This window comes from Lactobacillus sp. CBA3606, assembly GCF_002970935.1.
Lineage (GTDB): Bacteria > Bacillota > Bacilli > Lactobacillales > Lactobacillaceae > Lactiplantibacillus.
Genome location: NZ_CP027194.1, coordinates 2,376,696 through 2,396,336 on the forward strand (window position 1 = coordinate 2,376,696; position 19,641 = coordinate 2,396,336).

Annotated in this window: 16 protein-coding genes, 1 tRNA gene, 1 CRISPR repeat array and 1 other annotated feature; of the genes, 10 read left to right on the forward strand and 7 right to left on the reverse strand. The window is 43.8% G+C overall.

Annotated features, from left to right (window positions below; translation table 11 throughout):
• The first annotated feature begins 291 nt into the window (after positions 1–291).
• The 4 genes from C5Z26_RS11515 to C5Z26_RS11530 all read left to right on the forward strand — a co-directional run bounded on the left by C5Z26_RS11515 (position 292) and on the right by C5Z26_RS11530 (position 5,580).
• Positions 292–1,266, forward strand: coding sequence for a restriction endonuclease (locus C5Z26_RS11515; RefSeq protein ID WP_105450041.1), 975 nt, complete (start codon positions 292–294; stop codon positions 1,264–1,266).
• A 125-nt stretch (positions 1,267–1,391) separates the two neighbouring features.
• Entirely contained in the window at positions 1,392–2,387 is a 996-nt protein-coding gene (locus tag C5Z26_RS11520) for a DUF4767 domain-containing protein (protein WP_105450042.1), read from the forward strand.
• A gap of 87 nt (positions 2,388–2,474) precedes the next feature.
• Entirely contained in the window at positions 2,475–5,009 is a 2,535-nt protein-coding gene (locus C5Z26_RS11525; RefSeq protein WP_105450043.1) for a M1 family metallopeptidase, read from the forward strand.
• A 67-nt stretch (positions 5,010–5,076) separates the two neighbouring features.
• Positions 5,077–5,580, forward strand: coding sequence for a thioredoxin domain-containing protein (locus tag C5Z26_RS11530; RefSeq protein ID WP_105450044.1), 504 nt, complete (start codon positions 5,077–5,079; stop codon positions 5,578–5,580).
• A 160-nt stretch (positions 5,581–5,740) separates the two neighbouring features.
• Positions 5,741–7,415: direct repeats of the CRISPR family, unit length 29 nt; unit sequence GTATTCCCCACGCATGTGGGGGTGATCCT.
• A 146-nt stretch (positions 7,416–7,561) separates the two neighbouring features.
• On the opposite strand, the gene C5Z26_RS11535 is transcribed toward C5Z26_RS11530, so the two are convergent.
• The 5 genes from C5Z26_RS11535 to C5Z26_RS11550 form a co-directional block, all read right to left on the reverse strand.
• Positions 7,562–7,768 (reverse strand): hypothetical protein, encoded by a 207-nt coding sequence (locus C5Z26_RS11535; RefSeq protein ID WP_234005689.1) that lies wholly within the window; start codon positions 7,766–7,768, stop codon positions 7,562–7,564.
• Positions 7,769–7,959: 191 nt separating this feature from the next.
• On the reverse strand, positions 7,960–8,175 hold the full coding sequence (locus C5Z26_RS12800; protein WP_370447974.1) for a DUF6883 domain-containing protein: 216 nt from the start codon (positions 8,173–8,175) through the stop codon (positions 7,960–7,962).
• A 136-nt stretch (positions 8,176–8,311) separates the two neighbouring features.
• Entirely contained in the window at positions 8,312–8,605 is a 294-nt protein-coding gene (locus C5Z26_RS11540; RefSeq protein ID WP_105450045.1) for a phage minor capsid protein, read from the reverse strand.
• 168 nt (positions 8,606–8,773) lie between these two features.
• Positions 8,774–9,781 (reverse strand): aspartate--ammonia ligase, encoded by a 1,008-nt coding sequence (gene asnA, locus C5Z26_RS11545; protein ID WP_105450046.1) that lies wholly within the window; start codon positions 9,779–9,781, stop codon positions 8,774–8,776.
• 65 nt (positions 9,782–9,846) lie between these two features.
• Positions 9,847–10,099: a binding site (T-box leader), on the reverse strand.
• A gap of 86 nt (positions 10,100–10,185) precedes the next feature.
• Positions 10,186–11,592 (reverse strand): C69 family dipeptidase, encoded by a 1,407-nt coding sequence (locus C5Z26_RS11550; protein WP_105450047.1) that lies wholly within the window; start codon positions 11,590–11,592, stop codon positions 10,186–10,188.
• Between the two features lie 457 nt (positions 11,593–12,049).
• Here C5Z26_RS11550 and C5Z26_RS11560 point away from each other — a divergent pair, with 457 nt between their 5' ends.
• The 3 genes from C5Z26_RS11560 (at position 12,050) to C5Z26_RS11570 (ending at position 15,310) form a co-directional block, all read left to right on the forward strand.
• On the forward strand, positions 12,050–12,250 hold the full coding sequence (locus C5Z26_RS11560) for a helix-turn-helix domain-containing protein (RefSeq protein ID WP_105450048.1): 201 nt from the start codon (positions 12,050–12,052) through the stop codon (positions 12,248–12,250).
• 177 nt (positions 12,251–12,427) lie between these two features.
• Positions 12,428–14,221: a DNA helicase RecQ gene (recQ, locus tag C5Z26_RS11565; RefSeq protein ID WP_105450049.1), complete on the forward strand. Its 1,794-nt coding sequence runs from the start codon at positions 12,428–12,430 to the stop codon at positions 14,219–14,221.
• Between the two features lie 216 nt (positions 14,222–14,437).
• Positions 14,438–15,310: an RluA family pseudouridine synthase gene (locus C5Z26_RS11570; protein ID WP_105450050.1), complete on the forward strand. Its 873-nt coding sequence runs from the start codon at positions 14,438–14,440 to the stop codon at positions 15,308–15,310.
• A 71-nt stretch (positions 15,311–15,381) separates the two neighbouring features.
• Here C5Z26_RS11570 and C5Z26_RS11575 read toward each other — a convergent pair whose 3' ends face one another.
• Positions 15,382–15,711: an ArsR/SmtB family transcription factor gene (locus C5Z26_RS11575; protein WP_105450051.1), complete on the reverse strand. Its 330-nt coding sequence runs from the start codon at positions 15,709–15,711 to the stop codon at positions 15,382–15,384.
• Between the two features lie 488 nt (positions 15,712–16,199).
• Here C5Z26_RS11575 and C5Z26_RS11580 point away from each other — a divergent pair.
• A tRNA-Arg gene (locus tag C5Z26_RS11580) sits at positions 16,200–16,271 on the forward strand.
• Between the two features lie 90 nt (positions 16,272–16,361).
• On the opposite strand, the gene C5Z26_RS11585 is transcribed toward C5Z26_RS11580, so the two are convergent.
• Entirely contained in the window at positions 16,362–16,577 is a 216-nt protein-coding gene (locus C5Z26_RS11585; RefSeq protein ID WP_105450052.1) for a hypothetical protein, read from the reverse strand.
• Between the two features lie 170 nt (positions 16,578–16,747).
• Between C5Z26_RS11585 and C5Z26_RS11590 the strand changes: the two genes are divergently transcribed.
• Positions 16,748–18,565: a glycerophosphoryl diester phosphodiesterase membrane domain-containing protein gene (locus C5Z26_RS11590; protein WP_105450053.1), complete on the forward strand. Its 1,818-nt coding sequence runs from the start codon at positions 16,748–16,750 to the stop codon at positions 18,563–18,565.
• Positions 18,566–18,585: 20 nt separating this feature from the next.
• On the forward strand, positions 18,586–19,590 hold the full coding sequence (locus C5Z26_RS11595; protein ID WP_105450054.1) for a hypothetical protein: 1,005 nt from the start codon (positions 18,586–18,588) through the stop codon (positions 19,588–19,590).
• Positions 19,591–19,641 lie beyond the last annotated feature (51 nt).

The window sequence follows — 19,641 nt, forward strand, 5'->3', positions numbered from 1 at the left end:
GCTCACCAAATAACTTGATGGTGGTCAAGCTTAAGCTATTTTGGGTAGTCAATTAAAGCTTGAAGTTTCTAAGCTTGCCCAAATTAGAGCATAACTGAGGGTTTAGCATGTTTTTCAGTTCGTTTTTGTCGCGGTGGATAAGTGGACAGCGAAGACACGGTGATTTGAAACAGTTTGCAACCCCGCAAGCAAACCGATAGAATTATCTTTATATACAAATAGTCGTATGATTCAATGAAAGCTTTACGATTATGTCAGTGAAAAAAAGTTCCTTTGGAGGATTGATTGCGTATGTCGTACTATCAAGAGGCAAAAAAGAGTAGTGATGGTCAGCCGGTTTGGGATAGTTATTTACCAATAATCTTGATAGTCATTCAGGAGAAGCCAGTGTGGCGGAGTCGCGATTTGAAAATTGCGGCAGTTGAGCGGATGGATGTGCCAGCAACACTACGGATGAAAAGGTATCAAAAAAGTAAATATGATGATAATATTGCTGAAAATCGGGCCGGCTTTTCGTTAAGTTTGCTGAAAAATGCTGGATTAGTTGATTTCCTAGGCGCTGCTAAATATGCCCAAAATAGTGCTGGTAATAAATTTATTAATCAATACGCCGGTGATATTACTGAAAAACGCGTGCTGAATTTACCAGCTTATCAAGCACACCAGCAGTTAATTGAGGAACGGCGGCAAAAAAAGCAACAACAGGCAGTTCAAGTTGCGGACAACTTGGCAACAGTTGCTGATAACGATTTGCCGATTGATGGTAAAATGCATCGGTTGCAAGAGCAATATAATGATGCCATTGCGAATGAGTTGCTAGAACGAATTTGGCAGATGAATCCCTATCGCTTCGAGAATCTGCTGGTTGAACTGTTAGTGGCGATGGGTTACAAAGGTGATCAAGGGAGTGCTTTTGTCACCAAAAAATCCAATGATAATGGGATTGATGGTGTGATTAATCAAGACCCACTAGGGACCCAGACCGTGTATGTCCAGGCCAAACGCTATAGTAAGACTAATTTGGTTCAACGACCAGAAATGGCATCGTTTTACGGTGCAATAGCGGAGAATCATAGTAATAAGGGGGTTTTTATCACATCGTCGGCCTTTACCAAAGGCGCGCTCGCAACAGCTAAACAACTTGGTATCCTAACGATTGATGGTATTCAGTTAACTGATTTGATGGTGCAATATCAAGTTGGTGTCCGAATACGTTACCGATATGATCTCTATGATGTAGATGAAGATTTTTTTGAAGTTGATTAGTCGCACGTGGTTAAAAGTGGTGAATTAGATCATTAGGAACGTAAAGCTTGGGGCGTATCGGTTGTGATACTAAAAATGAAATGGGGAGGACGTAGACATATGAAGAAGTGTACGTGCAAATAAGCATGAAAAAATTATGGTATGTGAGTTTGGCTAGTACAGTGTTATTGACGGGATGTGCCACGAAAAATAGCCAACAGGCGGCTAAAAGTGCCAGTTCGTCGGTGACTACTGTTAAAAAGACAACAACTAAGACTAGCCAATCAGTTGGCAAGTCCGCTACTGGGGCTAAAAAGGTTGCGTCAACGTTATGGAATACGACAAAGGCAAGCGCGTTATCAACGTTTATGCATCATTGGCAAGCCACAATGGGCCAGACTTATCAAGGAACCTACGATGGGGCCAATCCTGATCACCTTGGTTATATCTTCCCAAAAGCGATTACTAGTGGTGAACTAGCAGGTCGCGTCAGTTGGGGCAATCAACCAATTGAGTTAACTTGGTCACAGGACGGGGAGAATGGGAAATCGTTCCAAATTGTGGCCGTTGCTACTGGTGGCAAGCCCAAGACGATGTTTCCAACGTCTTACCTTTTCTGTTTGCATAATCAACGGCCAGTGGTTTTCATGTCACGAACGACTAATGGAGATACATTCTACCTACAAGATACACAAAATAGCGCATTGCAAGCGGGATTCGCTGAAATTGTGACTGGTAGTCGGCCGACGGTGCAAGATAGTGCGACACTAAATGCGGACGTTAGCGCTGCAGTTCAAGCGAAGCCCCAACGTTGGCCTAGCAATTATCAAGGAATTTGGTATTATTATGAAGCTTACACCAAGCGCGTTGAAACGGTCGAAAATAATAGAATCAGTGAAGTTAAATTGAACTATTTTGATACTGGCACACCGAAATTTCTAAATGTATTAGGTGCGACCCAGACGGCGGGGGATGGCGAGTTTGACTATGTTCGTTATCAATACTACGATGGTCGCCAAATTCCAGTGATGATGATGGCGAGTGGTGCAGAGATGTGGTTTGATAATAATGCCTATCGTGATAAAGCGATTGCAGCCCAATTACGTGGCTTACAATTTGGAGATGAAACCGCAAGTCGCTAAAAAATTAGCAACTAAGAACCACTTTCAGCGCACCGGGCAGTTAATTGTCGTATAATTGAATTATTCTAACAAATCAAGGAGAATTTCATGAAAGAATTAACGCATTTTTATCAAATGTTTCAACCAGAACATTATGATATTTATTTAGATATTAATCGTGAAACGAAACAAATCACTGGTCAGACGGTCATTACTGGTGAAGCCAAGACGAAAGCAATCGCCATTCATCAAAAAGATTTAACCGTTAATACGGTTCAAGCGGATGGTCAAGCAGTACCATTTGCAATTGACGCTAAAGCTGATGCAATTCGGGTTGATTTGGAAAAAGCTGGTCAAACCACGCTAACCATCGACTATACAGCACCTTTAACGGATACCATGATGGGCATCTATCCATCGTATTACGAACTTAATGGTCAAAAACAACAGATTATTGGGACGCAATTTGAGACAAATTCAGCGCGGCAAGCGTTCCCTTGTATTGACGAACCTGAAGCCAAAGCGACGTTTGATTTGGCTATTAAATACGACGAACAACCAGGTGAAACGACCATTAGTAACATGCCAGAAATTAAAGTGGTCGATGGCGTGCACTATTTTGACACCACGTTGCGGATGTCTACTTACTTAGTGGCGTTTGCCTTTGGTGACTTACAACGTAAGTTGACCACTACTAAGAGTGGGGTTAAAGTGGGCGTTTTCGGGACTAAAGCGCATAAGGCAAATGAACTCGACTTTGCTTTAGACATTGCGAAACGATCAATTGAATTTTATGAAGATTTTTATCAAAAACCATATCCACTCCCACACTCATGGCAATTAGCCTTGCCAGACTTTTCAGCTGGTGCCATGGAAAACTGGGGTCTAGTGACTTATCGGGAGGCTTATCTCTTACTTGATCCTGATAACACGGCGCTGGATATGAAGCAACGTGTTGCCACCGTGATTGCGCATGAATTGGCGCATCAATGGTTCGGTGATTTGGTTACCATGAAGTGGTGGGATGACCTCTGGTTAAATGAAAGTTTTGCCAACATGATGGAATATGTCGCCATTGATGCAATTGAACCGGATTGGCATATTTGGGAAACTTTCCAAGCCTCCGATGCACCAGCCGCGTTACAACGAGATGCGACGGACGGGGTGCAATCGGTACACGTGCAAGTTGAAAACCCAGCAGAAATCGATTCCTTATTTGATGCAGCAATTGTGTATGCCAAAGGCGCGCGGATGTTAGTAATGGCCCGGGCCCTAGTAGGTGATGACGCCTTACGTGCCGGCTTGAAACAGTACTTTGAAGCACATCAGTATGGTAATGCCACTGGTGCTGATTTATGGGCGGCACTTGGTCAGGCGTCTGGCATTGATGTCGGGGCGATTATGACTTCGTGGCTCGAACAGCCTGGTTATCCAGTTGTGACAGCAGCGGTGGTTGAGGGGCAATTAACCTTATCACAAACCCAATTCTTTATTGGTGATGGTCAGGATGCTAATCGGCAATGGCAGATTCCATTGAACAGTAATTATGCCGCAGCGCCACAAATTATGGATGCCAGTCACTTAGTATTGGGTGACTATGCTAAATTACGTGCTGAAAATGGACAACCATTCCGCTTAAATGTTGGGAATAACTCACACTTCATCGTGAAATATGATCAAACATTATTAACGGATATTTTAAAACAGGCTAATAGTTGGGATGCAATTTCACAATTACAAGTATTACAGGACCTACGTTTGTTAGCTGAGGGACGCCAAATTTCGTATGCATCAATGGTACCGTTATTGGCACAGTTTGCGAACAGCACCTCAACTTTGGTTAACGTGGCTTTGTACCGGGTTGCTAATGATTTGAAGAAATTCGTTAAACCAGCCTCAACTGAAGCACAACAATTGCAACACTTGTTTGATCAATTGAGTGTAAAACAAGTTGATCGTTTAGGTTGGCAAGCAGCAGCTCAAGAATCTGATGATGATCAATTGACACGACCCGTTGTTTTAAATGCTTCGTTATATGCTGAAAATGCGGGTACCATTTTAGCTGCGCATGAATTATTTGAAGCGAACCAAGGCAAACTCGAAACTTTGCCAGCAGCGGTGCGAGTCTTGGTCTTACGCAATGAAGTCAAAAAATTTGGCAGTTTAGCGTTGTTCAATCAATTATTGGCAACTTATCGGCAAACCTCAGATGCTAGCTTTAAAGCAGATATCTGTGCTGCATTAACTGCCACGACGGATGCGAGCTTGATTGCAAAGCTAATCACAGCCTTTGAAGATGCTGATACGATTAAACCACAAGATTTACGTGCTTGGTTCCGCGGTGTCTTAGCCAATGATGCTGGTGAACAAGCAGCTTGGGACTGGATTCGTCAGGATTGGTCATGGCTAGAAGCGACGGTTGGTGGTGATATGGAATTTACCACTTACATCACGGTCATTGCCGGAATCTTTAAGACTGCGCCACGATTGGCTGAATTTAAAGCGTTCTTCGAACCGAAGTTACCAACGCCAGGCTTAACCCGGGAAATAAATATGGATATTAAAGTAATTACTACCCGGGTTGCGCTAATTGAGGCGGAACAAGTAGCTGTGAATGCGGCTGTTGCTAAGGTGATTAAATAGTAAATGAGTCGTTAGTCGTCACTGCATTAAGTTGTGGTGACGATTTTTTATGAGAGGAGCAAAGTGAATGACTAAATATAAATTCAATTATGACCAAGCGACGACATTAACTTACGGTAATCGACAGGCACCGCAGCAGTTAACGGTAATCCTAAATTTGGGCTGTGTCGATACGCAGAACTGGTGGTTACCGAATCAAGCAGCGTTGTTTGAAGCTGTTGATCAGGGCCGATTAGTCTTGCATTTAAAGTTCTGGAATAAAGTTAATCCGGCATTGATGAATGGCAATATTGCGAATGGGTATGTTGACTATCAACACCCAACGGCGGCATTGGCCTTTATCCAGGCGGTCTTTCAACAGCAAGCAGCGTTACGAGCGTTGACGACTACGGCGGTACCTGCCTATTTACAGACAACTTTTCAGGTACAACCGTATCCTGAAGCAACGGCAGTGCAGCAACAAATTGACCGAGAAATTTTGGATAATGGTATTACGAGTGTGCCAACATTGATTATGTCAGGGCAAGCTTATTTTGATGAACAATTACGGCCGATTGAACAACTGCTTTAATCAGTATCAGCAGTGTGGTTAACGATGTAAAGGATAAAATCGTGATTGTTAATGGTGCATTGCTGTTGTATGCTTTAAAATATAAGCAGTTTAAAACCAAGTTAATGTAATTCGGTGTTTTTTGAAATTTGGAATGCTGTTATATCAAGGATTCTTTAGTGTATTCCCCACGCATGTGGGGGTGATCCTGATCTATCCGCTTGGTCAATCAAAAAAATGCAGTATTCCCCACGCATGTGGGGGTGATCCCAGCCGATTGGTCACCGCTAACTGTGTTTCCCGTATTCCCCACGCATGTGGGGGTGATCCTGCCGGTCAGACCACGGGTTAAACGTGATTACTGTATTCCCCACGCATGTGGGGGTGATCCTTGGAATGACGTATTTTTCAATCTCATCTAACAGTATTCCCCACGCATGTGGGGGTGATCCTGATAAATCAGGAAATACAGCAACTTCGTGGGAGTATTCCCCACGCATGTGGGGGTGATCCCAATGAGAACAGATTTAATCAAGGAGACGAAATGTATTCCCCACGCATGTGGGGGTGATCCCGTTAACAGCGTCGTTATTACTATCACTAACGCGTATTCCCCACGCATGTGGGGGTGATCCCTGGTTAGCATCGCTCACAGACGATTCTGTGGTGTATTCCCCACGCATGTGGGGGTGATCCCGTATAAAGGCGTCTGGTCGGATATTATGAAATGTATTCCCCACGCATGTGGGGGTGATCCTATCCGTCAGGATCAGATAACAACGCATAAATTGTATTCCCCACGCATGTGGGGGTGATCCTCCCCAGTAGGTATCCCCACGCTTTGTCCGTCTGTATTCCCCACGCATGTGGGGGTGATCCCTGCGATTTACAAAGCATTATCTGGTGGTAAGAGTATTCCCCACGCATGTGGGGGTGATCCTAATGGGTCGACTGTGGCTGGACAGACGGCGGAGTATTCCCCACGCATGTGGGGGTGATCCTTAAATTTAGGAGGTAAAGAACGGCATCAAAGCGTATTCCCCACGCATGTGGGGGTGATCCTCACAGTGACCGGTTCAATCCTAGTCGCGTCCCGTATTCCCCACGCATGTGGGGGTGATCCTTTCGTTCGAGCTAACGGCAGGCTCGTCTAAAAGTATTCCCCACGCATGTGGGGGTGATCCTCTTATTCAAAGTATTCTGTGATGATTAATTCAGTATTCCCCACGCATGTGGGGGTGATCCTTAGTGGTAGTAATGCGACAGCAATCCGGTCATGTATTCCCCACGCATGTGGGGGTGATCCTGTTAGCGTGATTAATAAGCGGTAATTCGCCACGTATTCCCCACGCATGTGGGGGTGATCCTCGGTTCCAGCCGGATTATTCGTTGCCCCGGCTGTATTCCCCACGCATGTGGGGGTGATCCCGCTATCGGCATTTGATTTAACAGCATTGAAATGTATTCCCCACGCATGTGGGGGTGATCCCGGGAACAGCAGTATCACTGGAAGAAACCGCAGGTATTCCCCACGCATGTGGGGGTGATCCTTTCTGGTCGAACTTAGTAAAAATCGCCAAATAGTATTCCCCACGCATGTGGGGGTGATCCTGGCAAGTGGCTGGTATACCGATCAGTTTACCGGTGTTCCCCACGCATGTGGGGGTGATCCCACCCATAATTTTACCCGCTAGTCCAACTGTTCGTATTCCCCACGCATGTGGGGGTGATCCTATGACCGAATCGCAATTGCGCTAATTCCTGTAGTATTCCCCACGCATGTGGGGGTGATCCTTTGGATAGTTGGAAGCAACGCGGCGTTAAGCAGTATTCCCCACGCATGTGGGGGTGATTCCTGGTGAAGGAGTCGATGCTGGTTCAGCTACCGGTGTTGTCGCAAGTGTTGATTCTGAATTATCATCTGCCATTTTTTTGCTTCCTTCAAAATTTAGGTATAAAAAATGAGCCTTTTAATGCCATGCTTAGGGCAATAAAAAACACGCTATCCAGCGTGCCACACAATTCGTTTAATTTGCGATGCTTTGATGCTAATCGTATCCCAATCCTCTGGTCCGCTACCGATATCCGCTTCAAATCCAGTTGTTGGGTCTTTAGGAACAAACACAATGGTGGCTTCACGACCATCAGTTAGCTCTACTATGTCGAACTCACAAATATCCCGTGAATCAACGCTCGCTTTTTCCATCATTGTGTTTATCCTCCTTTACATAAATTGAAGTTAATTACATTTCTTTAGAATCCTCGTCATCAATCCAGGCAGTTCGTATACGTTTAGTCTTACCATTGGGACTTTCAATCATGTATCCACTTGATAAAAGTCATGCCGTGGCCGTGATTACCCTTCTTAACTACTCGTGAATGTGGCAATACGCTTTGAACCTAATTTATTAAATCCTTATAGTTGTTTTGAGTATAACCCCAGGATGAGTTAAAAACTATTGCTTTATTCTTTCCAACTGGATGTTCAGGATTTAATGCATAATCTCGTAACATAGGCACAGGGATGATCGCAGCTTGATAACGTGGCAATAGTTCCATATTGTTTTTGGCATGGCTGTATGGTAGCTTAATTTTTTCACGATTGTATTGTCGCATAAGTCCGTGGTGTTTAATAAAGTCGTTCAGTATTGACTGCCGTCTGCCAATCAATTGTTGAGCGTTAGTAACTTCGCTTTAATCACCTAATTCATTAGCAGCTACTAATTTTCTGCGTGCCCGGCGAACCTCACGTTCAGGCCGTCGTTGCGACTGTTCTAATTGACGCATTCTCCTCATCACTCTGTTGCGTCACAGGCATAGCCCCAATACCATCAACATAAGGTATTGTATAGTGACGGCAATTAATACCACCAACGCCGGTAATCGTACCGTATCCTGTTGTTGATTCGAAATCTGGATACTTGTCCGTATTACCGTCCAAGGAATAGACCTGGTCTTGATACTGCAAGTGGCTTGGTCGACATCCAATGTGAGAACTAACCTTCACTAACGAGCGATACTGGCGATATCTATATTCTCCATGCATGTGAGGGTGATTTCAGTGGCTTTTAAGCGTAAGAGGTACGTTTTATTCAGTATTTGCCATGGACGCCAAGCATCATACAAAATAAGCGACGGTTACGAAACCAGTAATCAGTTTCGTAACCGTCGCTTATCTAAAATCCTAAAAGGTTATTTCAATTGTCGTTTAAACTTAAAGTAAGTGAATCCCGTTAGCTTCGCATTGGTCAATCATGGTTTGTGGCCATAAAGCCGCTTGCACTTCACCAACATGCGCTTTGCCTAATAACAACATGCAAAGGCGTGATTGTCCAATACCGCCACCGATGGTGAAGGGAAGTTCATCATGTAAAATCATTTGGTGATAGGGGAACTTGAGACGATCTTCAGCATCCGCTAACTTAAGTTGACGGGCCATTGATTCGGCATCTACCCGAATACCCATGCTAGAAACTTCGAGAGCGATTTGTAATGGTTCGTACCAGAATAAAATGTCGCCGTTTAATTGCCAGTCATCGTAGTCTGGGGCGCGGCCATCATGGCGCTTACCGCTGTGAAGTTCACCACCAATTTGCATTAAGAAGACGGCCCCGAGTTTTTTACAGATGGCATTTTCCCGTTCTTTCGGGGTCATATCTGGATAGCGGTCTTCCAATTCTTGGGTGGTCATGAAGTGAATTTCGTCTGGTAAATGGTGCACCGCTTGTGGGAACTTGTACCAAACTTCGTGTTCCATATGCTTAATGACTTTGAAAATGGTTTTGACAGTTTGCTTCAGGGTATCTAAGTTACGTTCATCTTTGGCGATAACTTTTTCCCAATCCCATTGGTCGACATAAGCCGAATGAAGGTTGTCTAAATCTTCGTCTTTACGAATGGCGTTCATGTTGGTATAGAGGCCAGTGTGTAATTCAAAGCCATAACGATGTAAGGCCATCCGTTTCCATTTGGCTAATGAATGCACGATTTCAATCGTTTGATCGGGTAAGTCTTGCATTGTAAAGGAAACAGGGGTTTCAACGCCGTTTAAATTATCGTTTAGCCCGGTTGATTTTTCAACAAACATTGGCGCTGACAAACGTGATAAGTTGAGTTCTTTACCGAATTCATCTTGGAAAGTTTCACGAATGTAACGAATGGCAGTCTGAGTTTCTTTAACTGATAACTTAGGATCATATGATTTTGGAATAATTAAATGCATAATGTGGCACTCCTTTGGGGTTTTAAATTAACAAGACGAAAAAAGTCTCCCGTCTCTTGACTAAATCAAGGGACGAAAGACTTTTTTCGCGGTACCACCCAAGTTGTTTATCTTACAATAAACCAGCTTTAAATAGCGTACTAACATACGCCACCGATGATAACGTACCGGCCAACGACTAATCCTACTTTAACTAAGTTATTTCAGTTAGCAACTAAGAAAGTGTTTTTCGGCTAATTCAAGGTCTGATCAGGTTTCCACTAAGCCCCGATTCACTGGCAGGTTGAATTAACGTACTCCTCTTTCCTCCGTTTTTTATCTTGTGTCATTAATATTAGCACTCATTTTTAAAAAGTAAACCCTAAAATTAAAATTCAGCGAGTGATTATGGCCGACTTTCTCATTTAATCATTGAGATTATAGCGTAATTTCATTTGTTCGGAACCTGCAATGACCATATCACCTAATAATTTGGTTTGGCGGCGCATCGATTCATCAGCTAGTTGTTGGTTAGCAGCGGCTAAATAGGTTTGAATCTTAGTCTGTCGGCTTAAACCAGCATCGGTGGTGTGTTGAATCTGACGATAAGCGCTCATGGCGTTTAAGTCAAAGCTATTCCGCATATCAACGTAAAAATCGTAGTTGGTATCGCCTAATAAGGCAGTGGTACAGCTTAACCAGTACATATTATTCAAGTTAAAGGTACCATCCGCATCTTTATAGCTAGCAGGGGTATCGGTGACATTTGAATAAAAAGGAACGACGGTATTAAACGTATTGGCACCAAATGCGAGCCAATGAATCCCAGCAATTTCAGCGGGGACATGATTCCGAATCTGCAAAATATGCACATCATGATTACGATTAATCCCAATTGGTCGGAACAAGGTCTTATCTGCTTCGGTACCACTACCGTAAACATCGTATTTCGTATTTTCGTAGTGCGAGCTCAAAACGAACTTAACGTCTTCAATCGAAATTTTCCGATTAGCATGACAAATAAAAGGTAAATCTTGGGCCATCGGGTCTTGTTCAACTGCTGGCGTGAAGTATTTTTGACCAAACCAAGCACGCGGATTATTGTAAACAGTGTCTTTAATCGTTGCGCTACCAAAGATGTGGCGTAAGTTGTAGTGATCAAAGTCTGGATTAAGATCATTATCATTGATGAACTGTTCTAAATCAGCAGAAGCCATAGTGTCTGCAGTGCTGAAATCAAAGGCATCGATGTTCATCCGGTTAGGTGCAACTACGTAAGCGTCATCAGGAATTCGTTTGGCAGCCCAATGGTGCCCACCAATGGTTTCTAACCACCAAATTTCGTTGTTATCAGAGAACGCAATCCCATTAGGTTCATAAGTCCCATAGGTTTTTAAGAGGTTGCCTAGGCGTTCGACCCCTTCCTTTGCACTATGAATATAAGGCAAGACTAGAGTGACCAAGTCCTCTTCACCAATACCATCGGTAACGAATGGATCAAGGCCTAAAACGCGTGAGTTAGTCGTAATGGTTTCAGTTGCAGACATTGCGATATTTTCACTATTAATCCCGGCTGCTGGCCAAGTCCCATTAGTGAGAATTGAGTTAGGAATCGACGTGTACCGCAACGGATTGGCTGGTAAATCCATGTTGAATTTGCTTAAGACTGCTTGATAGTGGCGGGGTTGATCAGCAGGATTAACGACTACTAATCGTTCGGGATCTAAAGCTTCGTGACCATCATCATTACGAGAAATAATGGTTGATCCATCGATTGAGGCCTTTTTACCAACGAGAATGGTGGTACAAGAACCTTTAATACGTTTTGTCATATGAACGACACTTCCTTTAAGTTATTAAAGCCATTATACGCTTTCTAAGCAGTCAAAAAAACTAGCTGGAAATCGGTTGGCCGACCATAAATTTCGTGATGACGAATTGGTGGCGCTGATTATAGTGACCTAATAAAGCTAATTGGACATTGGGCCGTAACTGATAGAAGCGGGTCAAGGCATGTTGGACGATTAAGCAGTTAATGGGTGGTGCTGCGGTCAGTGGTGTGACGCGGAGGTACAAAAAGGATCGAATTTTAAAATTTTAGTTTGATTGTCAAATTTAACCAGTTGGTTTTGATTAGCCATAGACTCACCTCAATAGTCATTATACGAACAAACGTTCTCTTTTGCCAGTAAGAGAACGTTAATAATGCGTAAAAAGCTAAATTTAAAGCTATAAAAATTTGGCATCTCTTGGTATGATAAAACATGGTTAATAAAAGGGGGCTTGGTGATGGCACGTGGACGGCGAGCGACATATACTGAAAGAATTGAGATTGTTCAATATACGTTAGCGCATGATAATAATTATCAGCAGGCCGCTGATAAGTTTAAAGTATCCTATTCGCAAGTGTATACTTGGGTCCGGAAATATCAGCAAGCGGGTGCCGACGGTTTGGTTGATCATCGTGGTCGGCCGAAACAGTCAAAATAACGGGATTACATAAAAAGCATTGTGTTCATTAAAGGGTCGGTAGTTGATGATTAGAATCAACTGCCGACCCTTTAATGATAGTTGAGTGGCAAACCATTTTTTTTACGACCGCTCAAGTTGTAACTTGGTAAAATTCTCGGTAGAATAGAACCACTGAATTAAGACGGAGGAGCTTAGGTGATGGACTTAGCGGCGGCACAACAAGTATTAAAAACAACGTTTGGTTATGATGAATTTCGGCCGGGACAAAAAGCGGTCATCGAACAAGTGTTGGCGGGAGAAAACACGTTAGCAATCATGCCAACTGGGGGCGGTAAATCGCTCTGTTATCAGATTCCAGCGTTACTCTTTGACGGATTGACGGTTGTTGTTTCACCGTTGATTTCATTGATGAAAGACCAAGTTGATGCGCTCAATGATAATGGAATTGCAGCCACGTTTATCAATAGTTCGCTGGACTATCAGGCGATTAATCAGCGGTTACAAGCCCTACGAGCAGGCGACTACACCTTACTCTATATTGCACCTGAACGGCTGGATTCACCCCAGTTTATTCGTGATTTAGGCCAGTTACCAATTAAATTATTGGCCATTGATGAGGCCCACTGTATTTCACAATGGGGGCATGATTTTCGACCGAGTTATTTAGCGTTGAGCACTGCCGTTGAGCAATTGCCGAGCCAGCCGCAAGTCTTGGCGTTAACAGCGACAGCAACGGAACAAGTTGCTAAGGATATTCGACACTTATTAAAGATTGAACCAGATCATGAGGTGAACACGGGATTTGCCCGTGATAATTTGGATTTAGCGGTTGTGAAGGGCCAAGATACGGATCGTTATATTTTAGACTATCTGGCTGCTAACGCTAACGAAGCTGGAATTATTTATGCCAGTACTCGGAAAGAAGTCACGCGGTTAGCGGGGTTGTTGAATAAGCATCAGATTAAAGCGACCCAGTATCATGCGGGCTTGGATGACCAAGTGCGACGGCAAAATCAAGAAGATTTCTTGTATGATCGGGTACAAGTGATGGTGGCAACAAATGCGTTTGGCATGGGGATTGATAAAAGCAATGTACGGTTTGTTATTCATGCCCAAGTTCCGGGAACCCTAGAAGCTTACTATCAAGAAGCTGGCCGGGCTGGTCGAGATGGCTTGCCGAGTACGGCGGTCTTAATGTACCGGGCCCAAGATGCACATATTCAGCATTTCTTTATTGATGAGTCCGAAATGGATACGGAACATAAGCATCGCGCCTATCAAAAACTCCAAGTCATGTCACAATATGCCAATACCCAAGGCTGTTTACAACAGTTTATTTTAAACTACTTTGGTGAGTCCTCTGAGCCGTGTGGGCGTTGTAGTAATTGTCAAGATGAACGGGAAGAACAAGACATTACCACGGCCACACAAAAAGTCCTTTCTTGTGTGGTGCGATTACATGCACGGTTTGGCAAAATTGTGGTGGCACAAGTATTAACGGGTGCTAATAATCAACGTGTTCGCGAGTCCCATCTGGATGACTTACCCACCTATGGGATAATGGCCGGTCAACGACAAAAAAGTGTTGCTAGTTTGATTGATTTTTTAACAGCTACTGGGTATTTGCAAAGTATGGGTGGTCAGTATCCGACCTTAGGCGTGACTAAAACAGGCGTCGCCGTGCTTAAAGGCGAAACCAAGGTCTATCGCAAAACAGCGCAAACCGTGGAACGGTCGACGCCTGAAAATGATGCGTTATTTGAACAATTACGGACCTTACGTCGGAGCTTGGCCGAAGCCCAACACGTGCCACCTTTTGTCATTTTTTCAGATAAGACATTGCATTCAATGGGTGAAATTATGCCGGAAACGGATGCGGCCTTTTTGGACGTTAAAGGGGTTGGCGCCAGTAAGCTTGAAAAGTATGGTGAGACTTTCATGGCAACTATTCGGGCTTTTGCACATCAACAACCGGCAACGGCTGATTAAGGGGTGGCGCTGTTCAGAAAACCATAAATATCACTCAGAACTTGACCAAAAGATGCGATGTTATTTTGGATGTTTGACATTAAGACAATGTATGTCTGTCCGCTATGGCTAAAATTATTTGTGACATTCCAGCCACTGATAATGCCATGACTGCTATACCATGCTTGTACATACGAAGTGGTTAAGTTTTAGTTTAATACAGAGAGGATACCTAAAATGCAAGTTGACTGGCGCCATACTGGCGAGCCCGTTTCTATGAAACATTTTTTGACACAACACGGGATTAGTATGCGACTGATTAAAGCCATAAAACATGGTGAGGGCCAATTCATCGTGAATCAGCGTGTTCAAACCGGTGTAATCACGGTTAATGCAGGCGAGGTTGCCGGGATTCGACTCCCCGATGAGGCTGCTGATCCGACCGTTGCTGTGAGCACCGGTCCCATAGCGGTTATTTATGCGGATGAAAATTGGTTGGTGGTCAATAAACCGGCGGGCTTAACGAGCGTGCCTGGTCCTAGTAATCGCACCGACACTCTAGTTAATCGGGTTAAGGGTTACCTGTTAGCGACGCATGCTGCCAACCAAAAGCCCCATTTAATTACCCGCTTGGATCGAGATACCAGTGGGTTAGTGTTGATTGCGAAACATCGCATTGCGCAGAGCATGTTAACGTTTGCGCCCATTCAGGCGACGTTAACTAAAACTTATTTGGCTTGGGTTAGTGGGCAACTAACGCCAGCGACGGGGACCATTGCGTTACCAATTGGTCGTGAAGGGGCTAGTCCTAAACGAATGGTGATGACTAGTGGTCAACCAGCGGTAACCAAGTATTGGGTTTTACAAACAACTGCTAAGATGACGCAGGTGAAATTACAATTGGTCACTGGGCGGACGCATCAAATTCGAGTGCATCTAACCGCCCTTGGTCATCCGTTATTGGGTGATGTGCTGTATGGTGGCGACCAGACCTTAATCGATCGCCAAGCACTACATGCGGCCACTTTAGCCTTTCAAGATCCCTTTAGTGACCAACGTTTGACGTTTACCGCGCCGTTACCACCTGAGTTACAAAAGTTAAGGTTTTAAAAGCGATACGAAAGCAAATTTTAGGATTCAAAAAAGGCCTTTGGATAAATTCCAAAGGTCTCTTTAAGTTCCTAATGTTGATCGGTCACAGGTCTGAAATCTGATGCCAGCGTGGTAAAGGTGGCTTGTAGTTGTGCTAATGGTTGCGCTAAAGTGAGGTAATAAATATGTTCTACGCCATTACTTCGCATGGCGATCACGCCTGCTTCACGCATGAGGCGTAAGTGGTGAGAAACTGCTGGTCGTGAGATGTTGACTAAAGCAGTAATGTCAGTCACATTTAAGCCGTCACCACTGTTCCCCAGAGCAATGATAATTTGACGGCGGACTTTTTCAGCGAAAATGCCAATTAATTGGGCACTTGCTGCTAATGATGCCTCTGATTTTTGATAGTTAGCCATAACTGACCTTTTCCTTTCGATTCTATTTAATGGCCTTAAGACCAAGTCCCCATCATTACAAGTTAGCAATGAAGTGGTCGTTAAGGTAATTAAGCAGGTAACTACGCCATCCACGGCGTTTACGAACCCGGTTGCTAGTCCGTAATTTATTTTGAGTCATTAAAAAGTGACTGTCCAATCATTAAAGTCCGCAAGTTGCCGAACGGACTGTTGACTTAAAAACACGCCGAGACTTACATTTTAATTAAAACAACTCCTTAATTGATTGTCAATCGTTTTTATTGGAATGCTTTATAATTAGCCGGTTTAATCGTTAAGGTTTGTTCCGTATCCTATTTGATGACTGGCACAACTATCAGTGATTATAAGATTTGGGTTGCTTCTAATATTAAACAATCAAACCACCCACTCCAGTTGTAAACTGATTTTAGTAGTTAATAATTTTAAACCAATCAACAGCTTGAAATTGTGCTAATATAGAGAGGTAGGCGCCCTTAGTGTAAAGGATAGCACGCGAGATTTCGGTCCTTGCGATCCGAGTTCGATTCTCGGGGGGCGCAATTGGTAAAAGTAATAGCCGGTACTAGCAGGTCACAAACCTTGCTGTACCGGCTTTTTTATTTGGTTCATAGTTTAGTACTGGTTGAAGATTACTTATGATTTAACTGATGTTGCTTGTAAGCAATATAAAATAAGTAGATAGCTAAAGTAAAACTGCCAAGCATAATTAATAACCAACCGTAGCGTATGAACCAGGCGACTAGGGTGACGACAATTGCAAAGCCGATCAACCACCAAAGCCATTTCGTGAAAAAGTGATAAGTGGCCCAAATACTAAAAATTGTGAGTAATAATAGCAGTGACATCATCGATACCTCGTTTTTAATCAGTTCAGGGGATAAGTTCTGTGCGTTAAACTTACGGTATACCAGCAGGATCTAAAAGTAAACCAGATTGCGATGATACCAGCAATTGGCGCTAATATTATAACGGATAACTGGTATAATTAAAATAATCTTTAAGTAGGGGTGTTTGAATGCAATTCGGGTGGCATTATTGGCAACAGGCGAATCGTTATTTTTGGCGGCGCTGGTTAATGTATGGTGCGTTAATTTTATTAGTTAATGAAACCGTTTCATCAGTGGTGATTCCAATCTACAATTGGCTAGCAGCGGAATTATTAGTGGTGTTTGGGGTACCGTACTTAACTTATAGTAACCTCGGCACGGTTTTGTTGAAGCAGCCGTGGGTCTTAATCGGTCTGGTGGTGATCGTCTTATTAATTATCGGGACGATTTATTATCAATTTTGGTTATTACTCACTGGCATTAAACGGTTACGGGAAGGGAGCCGCTTAGCCATCGGCCATTTGTTGTGGCAAGCGCTCGGGCAAACTGTCCGTCAGGTGCCCCAAGCATTTGGATTCTTACTGTTATATTTTATTTTAATTTTGCCATTTGGCGGCATCGGTTTTTCTACTAGTTTACTGGCAAAAGTGCGCATCCCGGTCTTTATTATTGAATGGCTGGAAAGCGGGCATTGGGTCTTATATGCATTGTTAATGGTCGCGTATGCCGGCACTTTTTATGTAGGTGTCCGATTAATCGCCGTATTACCACTAATGATTTTAAAAAATTATCCGGTTAAGTCGGCACTAACTGCGAGTTGGCAACGGACCAGTGGCAAAACCGGCAAGATTATTTGGACACTACTCCTCATTGGAGGTGTGACTTGGTTAACCACTTGGGGGATTAATTTAGCTGTTTATGGGATTCAGTTGTTCGTTGATGATTATGTCCGCTATCGCGCCGTCATTGCGGTGATTAACTTAGTCTTGGTTGAAGTTGTCCAAGTCCTATTGAGTGTGTACCTAACGGCCTTGTCACTAATGTTTTTTAGTGATTTGGCTGGTATTACAATTACCCAAAGTTGGTTGAGTTGGCCATTGGGTAAGCCAGCAGCTCGGCGGCCTGTGTTAATTGCCCTGGGGGGAGCGATTGTTGGTCTAAGTTTGGTGGTTGTTAGTATTGCTTATCTAGGCGGTTGGGGGTTCTCACAGCCCCAAACGGCCTCTCATCGTGGGGTGACTAATCATAATGGTGTGCAAAATTCCATTGCTGCCTTACGTCGAACGGCCAAGTTGCAACCAGATTATATTGAAATGGATGTTTATGAAACGAAAGATCGTCAATTTGTTGTGATGCACGATAAAAATTTACGTGCCTTAACCGGGGTCAAGCGGCAAGTCAATCAATTGACGTTGGCGCAACTAACGCAATTAACGATGCGTGAAAATGGTCGTCAGGCCAAAGTTGTCAGTTTTAGTCATTATTTGAAGGTCGCTGAAAAGTTGCATCAAAAGTTATTAATTGAGATTAAAACGACGAGTAGCGATCCCGCCACATTGGTGCAAGATTTTGCCAAGCAGTATCAAACGACAATCACGACGCATCATGACTTATTACAGTCATTGAGTTATCGGATTATTGAACAGGCGCGTACGCAGATGCCTAAAGTTTCAGCAGGCTACATTTTACCGTACAATCTGATTGGTGTGCCCCATAGTCAGGCCACCTTTTTCACGATGGAATACTCTACTTTGAATTCGTCATTTGTCCGGGAAGTGCATGCGCAACATAAGCAAGTTTATGCCTGGACGGTTAATCAAGAAAAAGATATGAACCAAATGATGTTTATGGGTGTCGATGGCCTGATTACGGATAACTTGACGCAATTGACGCAAACAGTCGCAACGAATCAACGCCCAGCGACGTATGCGACTCGGTTATTGACGTTTATGCTACAAGAACAGCAACCCGTTTTTTTACGGCAAGCATCATTACGACTAAATTAACGAAATAGGGAGGCAGTTAAATGCAACTTGTCGGACAATTCATCTCAACAGTTGGTTGGTTAGGACTAGCGTTGATTGGCAGTGAACTAGGCGCAACTTTGATTTATGATTTGGGTCAGTGGCTGGGGTATCGTTTAATCGGTGCTCGAGTGGTTCAAATTGCGGGCTTTCGCTACCAGCTTAGTCGGGTCCAAGGACATTGGCGTTGGCAACATCCGCTGACGAGTTATCCGCATTTAGTTGCGGAACCGGCCGCCGACACGACGCGATTTAACTATGCGGTTGCGTGTTTTGGGGGTGGCTTATTCAGTTTACTCGTGGTGGTTTTGAGTCTCGTCACATTAGGACAATTTACCTTGTCATTTAATTTGTGGTTACTTGCCTTTATTATTTGGATCTGGGTGAATACGTTAAAGGTTGGTCAGCTTTTACCTATGATTTTGCATGGGCGACCGACTGCGGCCTTGAATTTTCGCACGGCTCATGAATCAGCTGCGGCAATGACCGCCGCTTATGTGACAGAACGGGCCCAAGCCTTACAAATTAAAACTGGGCGGGTCGCTGATTTGCCAGCAGCCATGATTGTGTTACCACAAGGCGGTGGCAATCAGAATTATTTGGTGGTGCGGCAAGCTTGGCTCGTCTTAGTGTGGGGCCTACAACATGGACTCGCAATGCCCGACTTGTTAACGGGCTTGAGCCGGCTTGAGCCCAGTTTCGATAAGTTACCACCAGTGGATTTAGCTCAGTATTTGGATGCGACGCTTTATTGGAATTTGATGGCGAATCATTTGAGCCCCCAGATTTTGGGGTGGTACCGAGATACTGGCGTCCAACAACTGTTACAACGCTATGCGCCCTTAACCAACTATAAATTACGCGCGGTATATGCTTGGCGGGTGGATCAACAACCAGCGTTAGCGCAAACGTTAATTAAACAAGGACTTAAGGCCGCCCAGCGGACTCAAAATGTGACTGAAGTGGATTGGCTACAGGCTTTACAAACCCAGATTGAAGCTTCTTAGTTTCTGGTAAAGATTGATGGGTAAACTCGTGCAAAGGCTAAATAGCATGCT

What these genes read in the sequence shown, in the direction of transcription:
- C5Z26_RS11515 (WP_105450041.1), top strand. Translation starts at nt 292, where the DNA reads ATGTCGTACTATCAAGAGGCAAAAAAGAGTAGTGATGGTCAGCCGGTT.
- C5Z26_RS11520 (WP_105450042.1), top strand. Translation starts at nt 1,392, where the DNA reads ATGAAAAAATTATGGTATGTGAGTTTGGCTAGTACAGTGTTATTGACG.
- C5Z26_RS11525 (WP_105450043.1), top strand. Translation starts at nt 2,475, where the DNA reads ATGAAAGAATTAACGCATTTTTATCAAATGTTTCAACCAGAACATTAT.
- C5Z26_RS11530 (WP_105450044.1), top strand. Translation starts at nt 5,077, where the DNA reads ATGACTAAATATAAATTCAATTATGACCAAGCGACGACATTAACTTAC.
- C5Z26_RS11535 (WP_234005689.1), bottom strand. Translation starts at nt 7,768, where the DNA reads ATGATGGAAAAAGCGAGCGTTGATTCACGGGATATTTGTGAGTTCGAC.
- C5Z26_RS12800 (WP_370447974.1), bottom strand. Translation starts at nt 8,175, where the DNA reads ATGCGACAATACAATCGTGAAAAAATTAAGCTACCATACAGCCATGCC.
- C5Z26_RS11540 (WP_105450045.1), bottom strand. Translation starts at nt 8,605, where the DNA reads ATGCATGGAGAATATAGATATCGCCAGTATCGCTCGTTAGTGAAGGTT.
- asnA (WP_105450046.1), bottom strand. Translation starts at nt 9,781, where the DNA reads ATGCATTTAATTATTCCAAAATCATATGATCCTAAGTTATCAGTTAAA.
- C5Z26_RS11550 (WP_105450047.1), bottom strand. Translation starts at nt 11,592, where the DNA reads ATGACAAAACGTATTAAAGGTTCTTGTACCACCATTCTCGTTGGTAAA.
- C5Z26_RS11560 (WP_105450048.1), top strand. Translation starts at nt 12,050, where the DNA reads ATGGCACGTGGACGGCGAGCGACATATACTGAAAGAATTGAGATTGTT.
- C5Z26_RS11570 (WP_105450050.1), top strand. Translation starts at nt 14,438, where the DNA reads ATGCAAGTTGACTGGCGCCATACTGGCGAGCCCGTTTCTATGAAACAT.
- C5Z26_RS11575 (WP_105450051.1), bottom strand. Translation starts at nt 15,711, where the DNA reads ATGGCTAACTATCAAAAATCAGAGGCATCATTAGCAGCAAGTGCCCAA.
- C5Z26_RS11585 (WP_105450052.1), bottom strand. Translation starts at nt 16,577, where the DNA reads ATGTCACTGCTATTATTACTCACAATTTTTAGTATTTGGGCCACTTAT.
- C5Z26_RS11590 (WP_105450053.1), top strand. Translation starts at nt 16,748, where the DNA reads ATGCAATTCGGGTGGCATTATTGGCAACAGGCGAATCGTTATTTTTGG.
- C5Z26_RS11595 (WP_105450054.1), top strand. Translation starts at nt 18,586, where the DNA reads ATGCAACTTGTCGGACAATTCATCTCAACAGTTGGTTGGTTAGGACTA.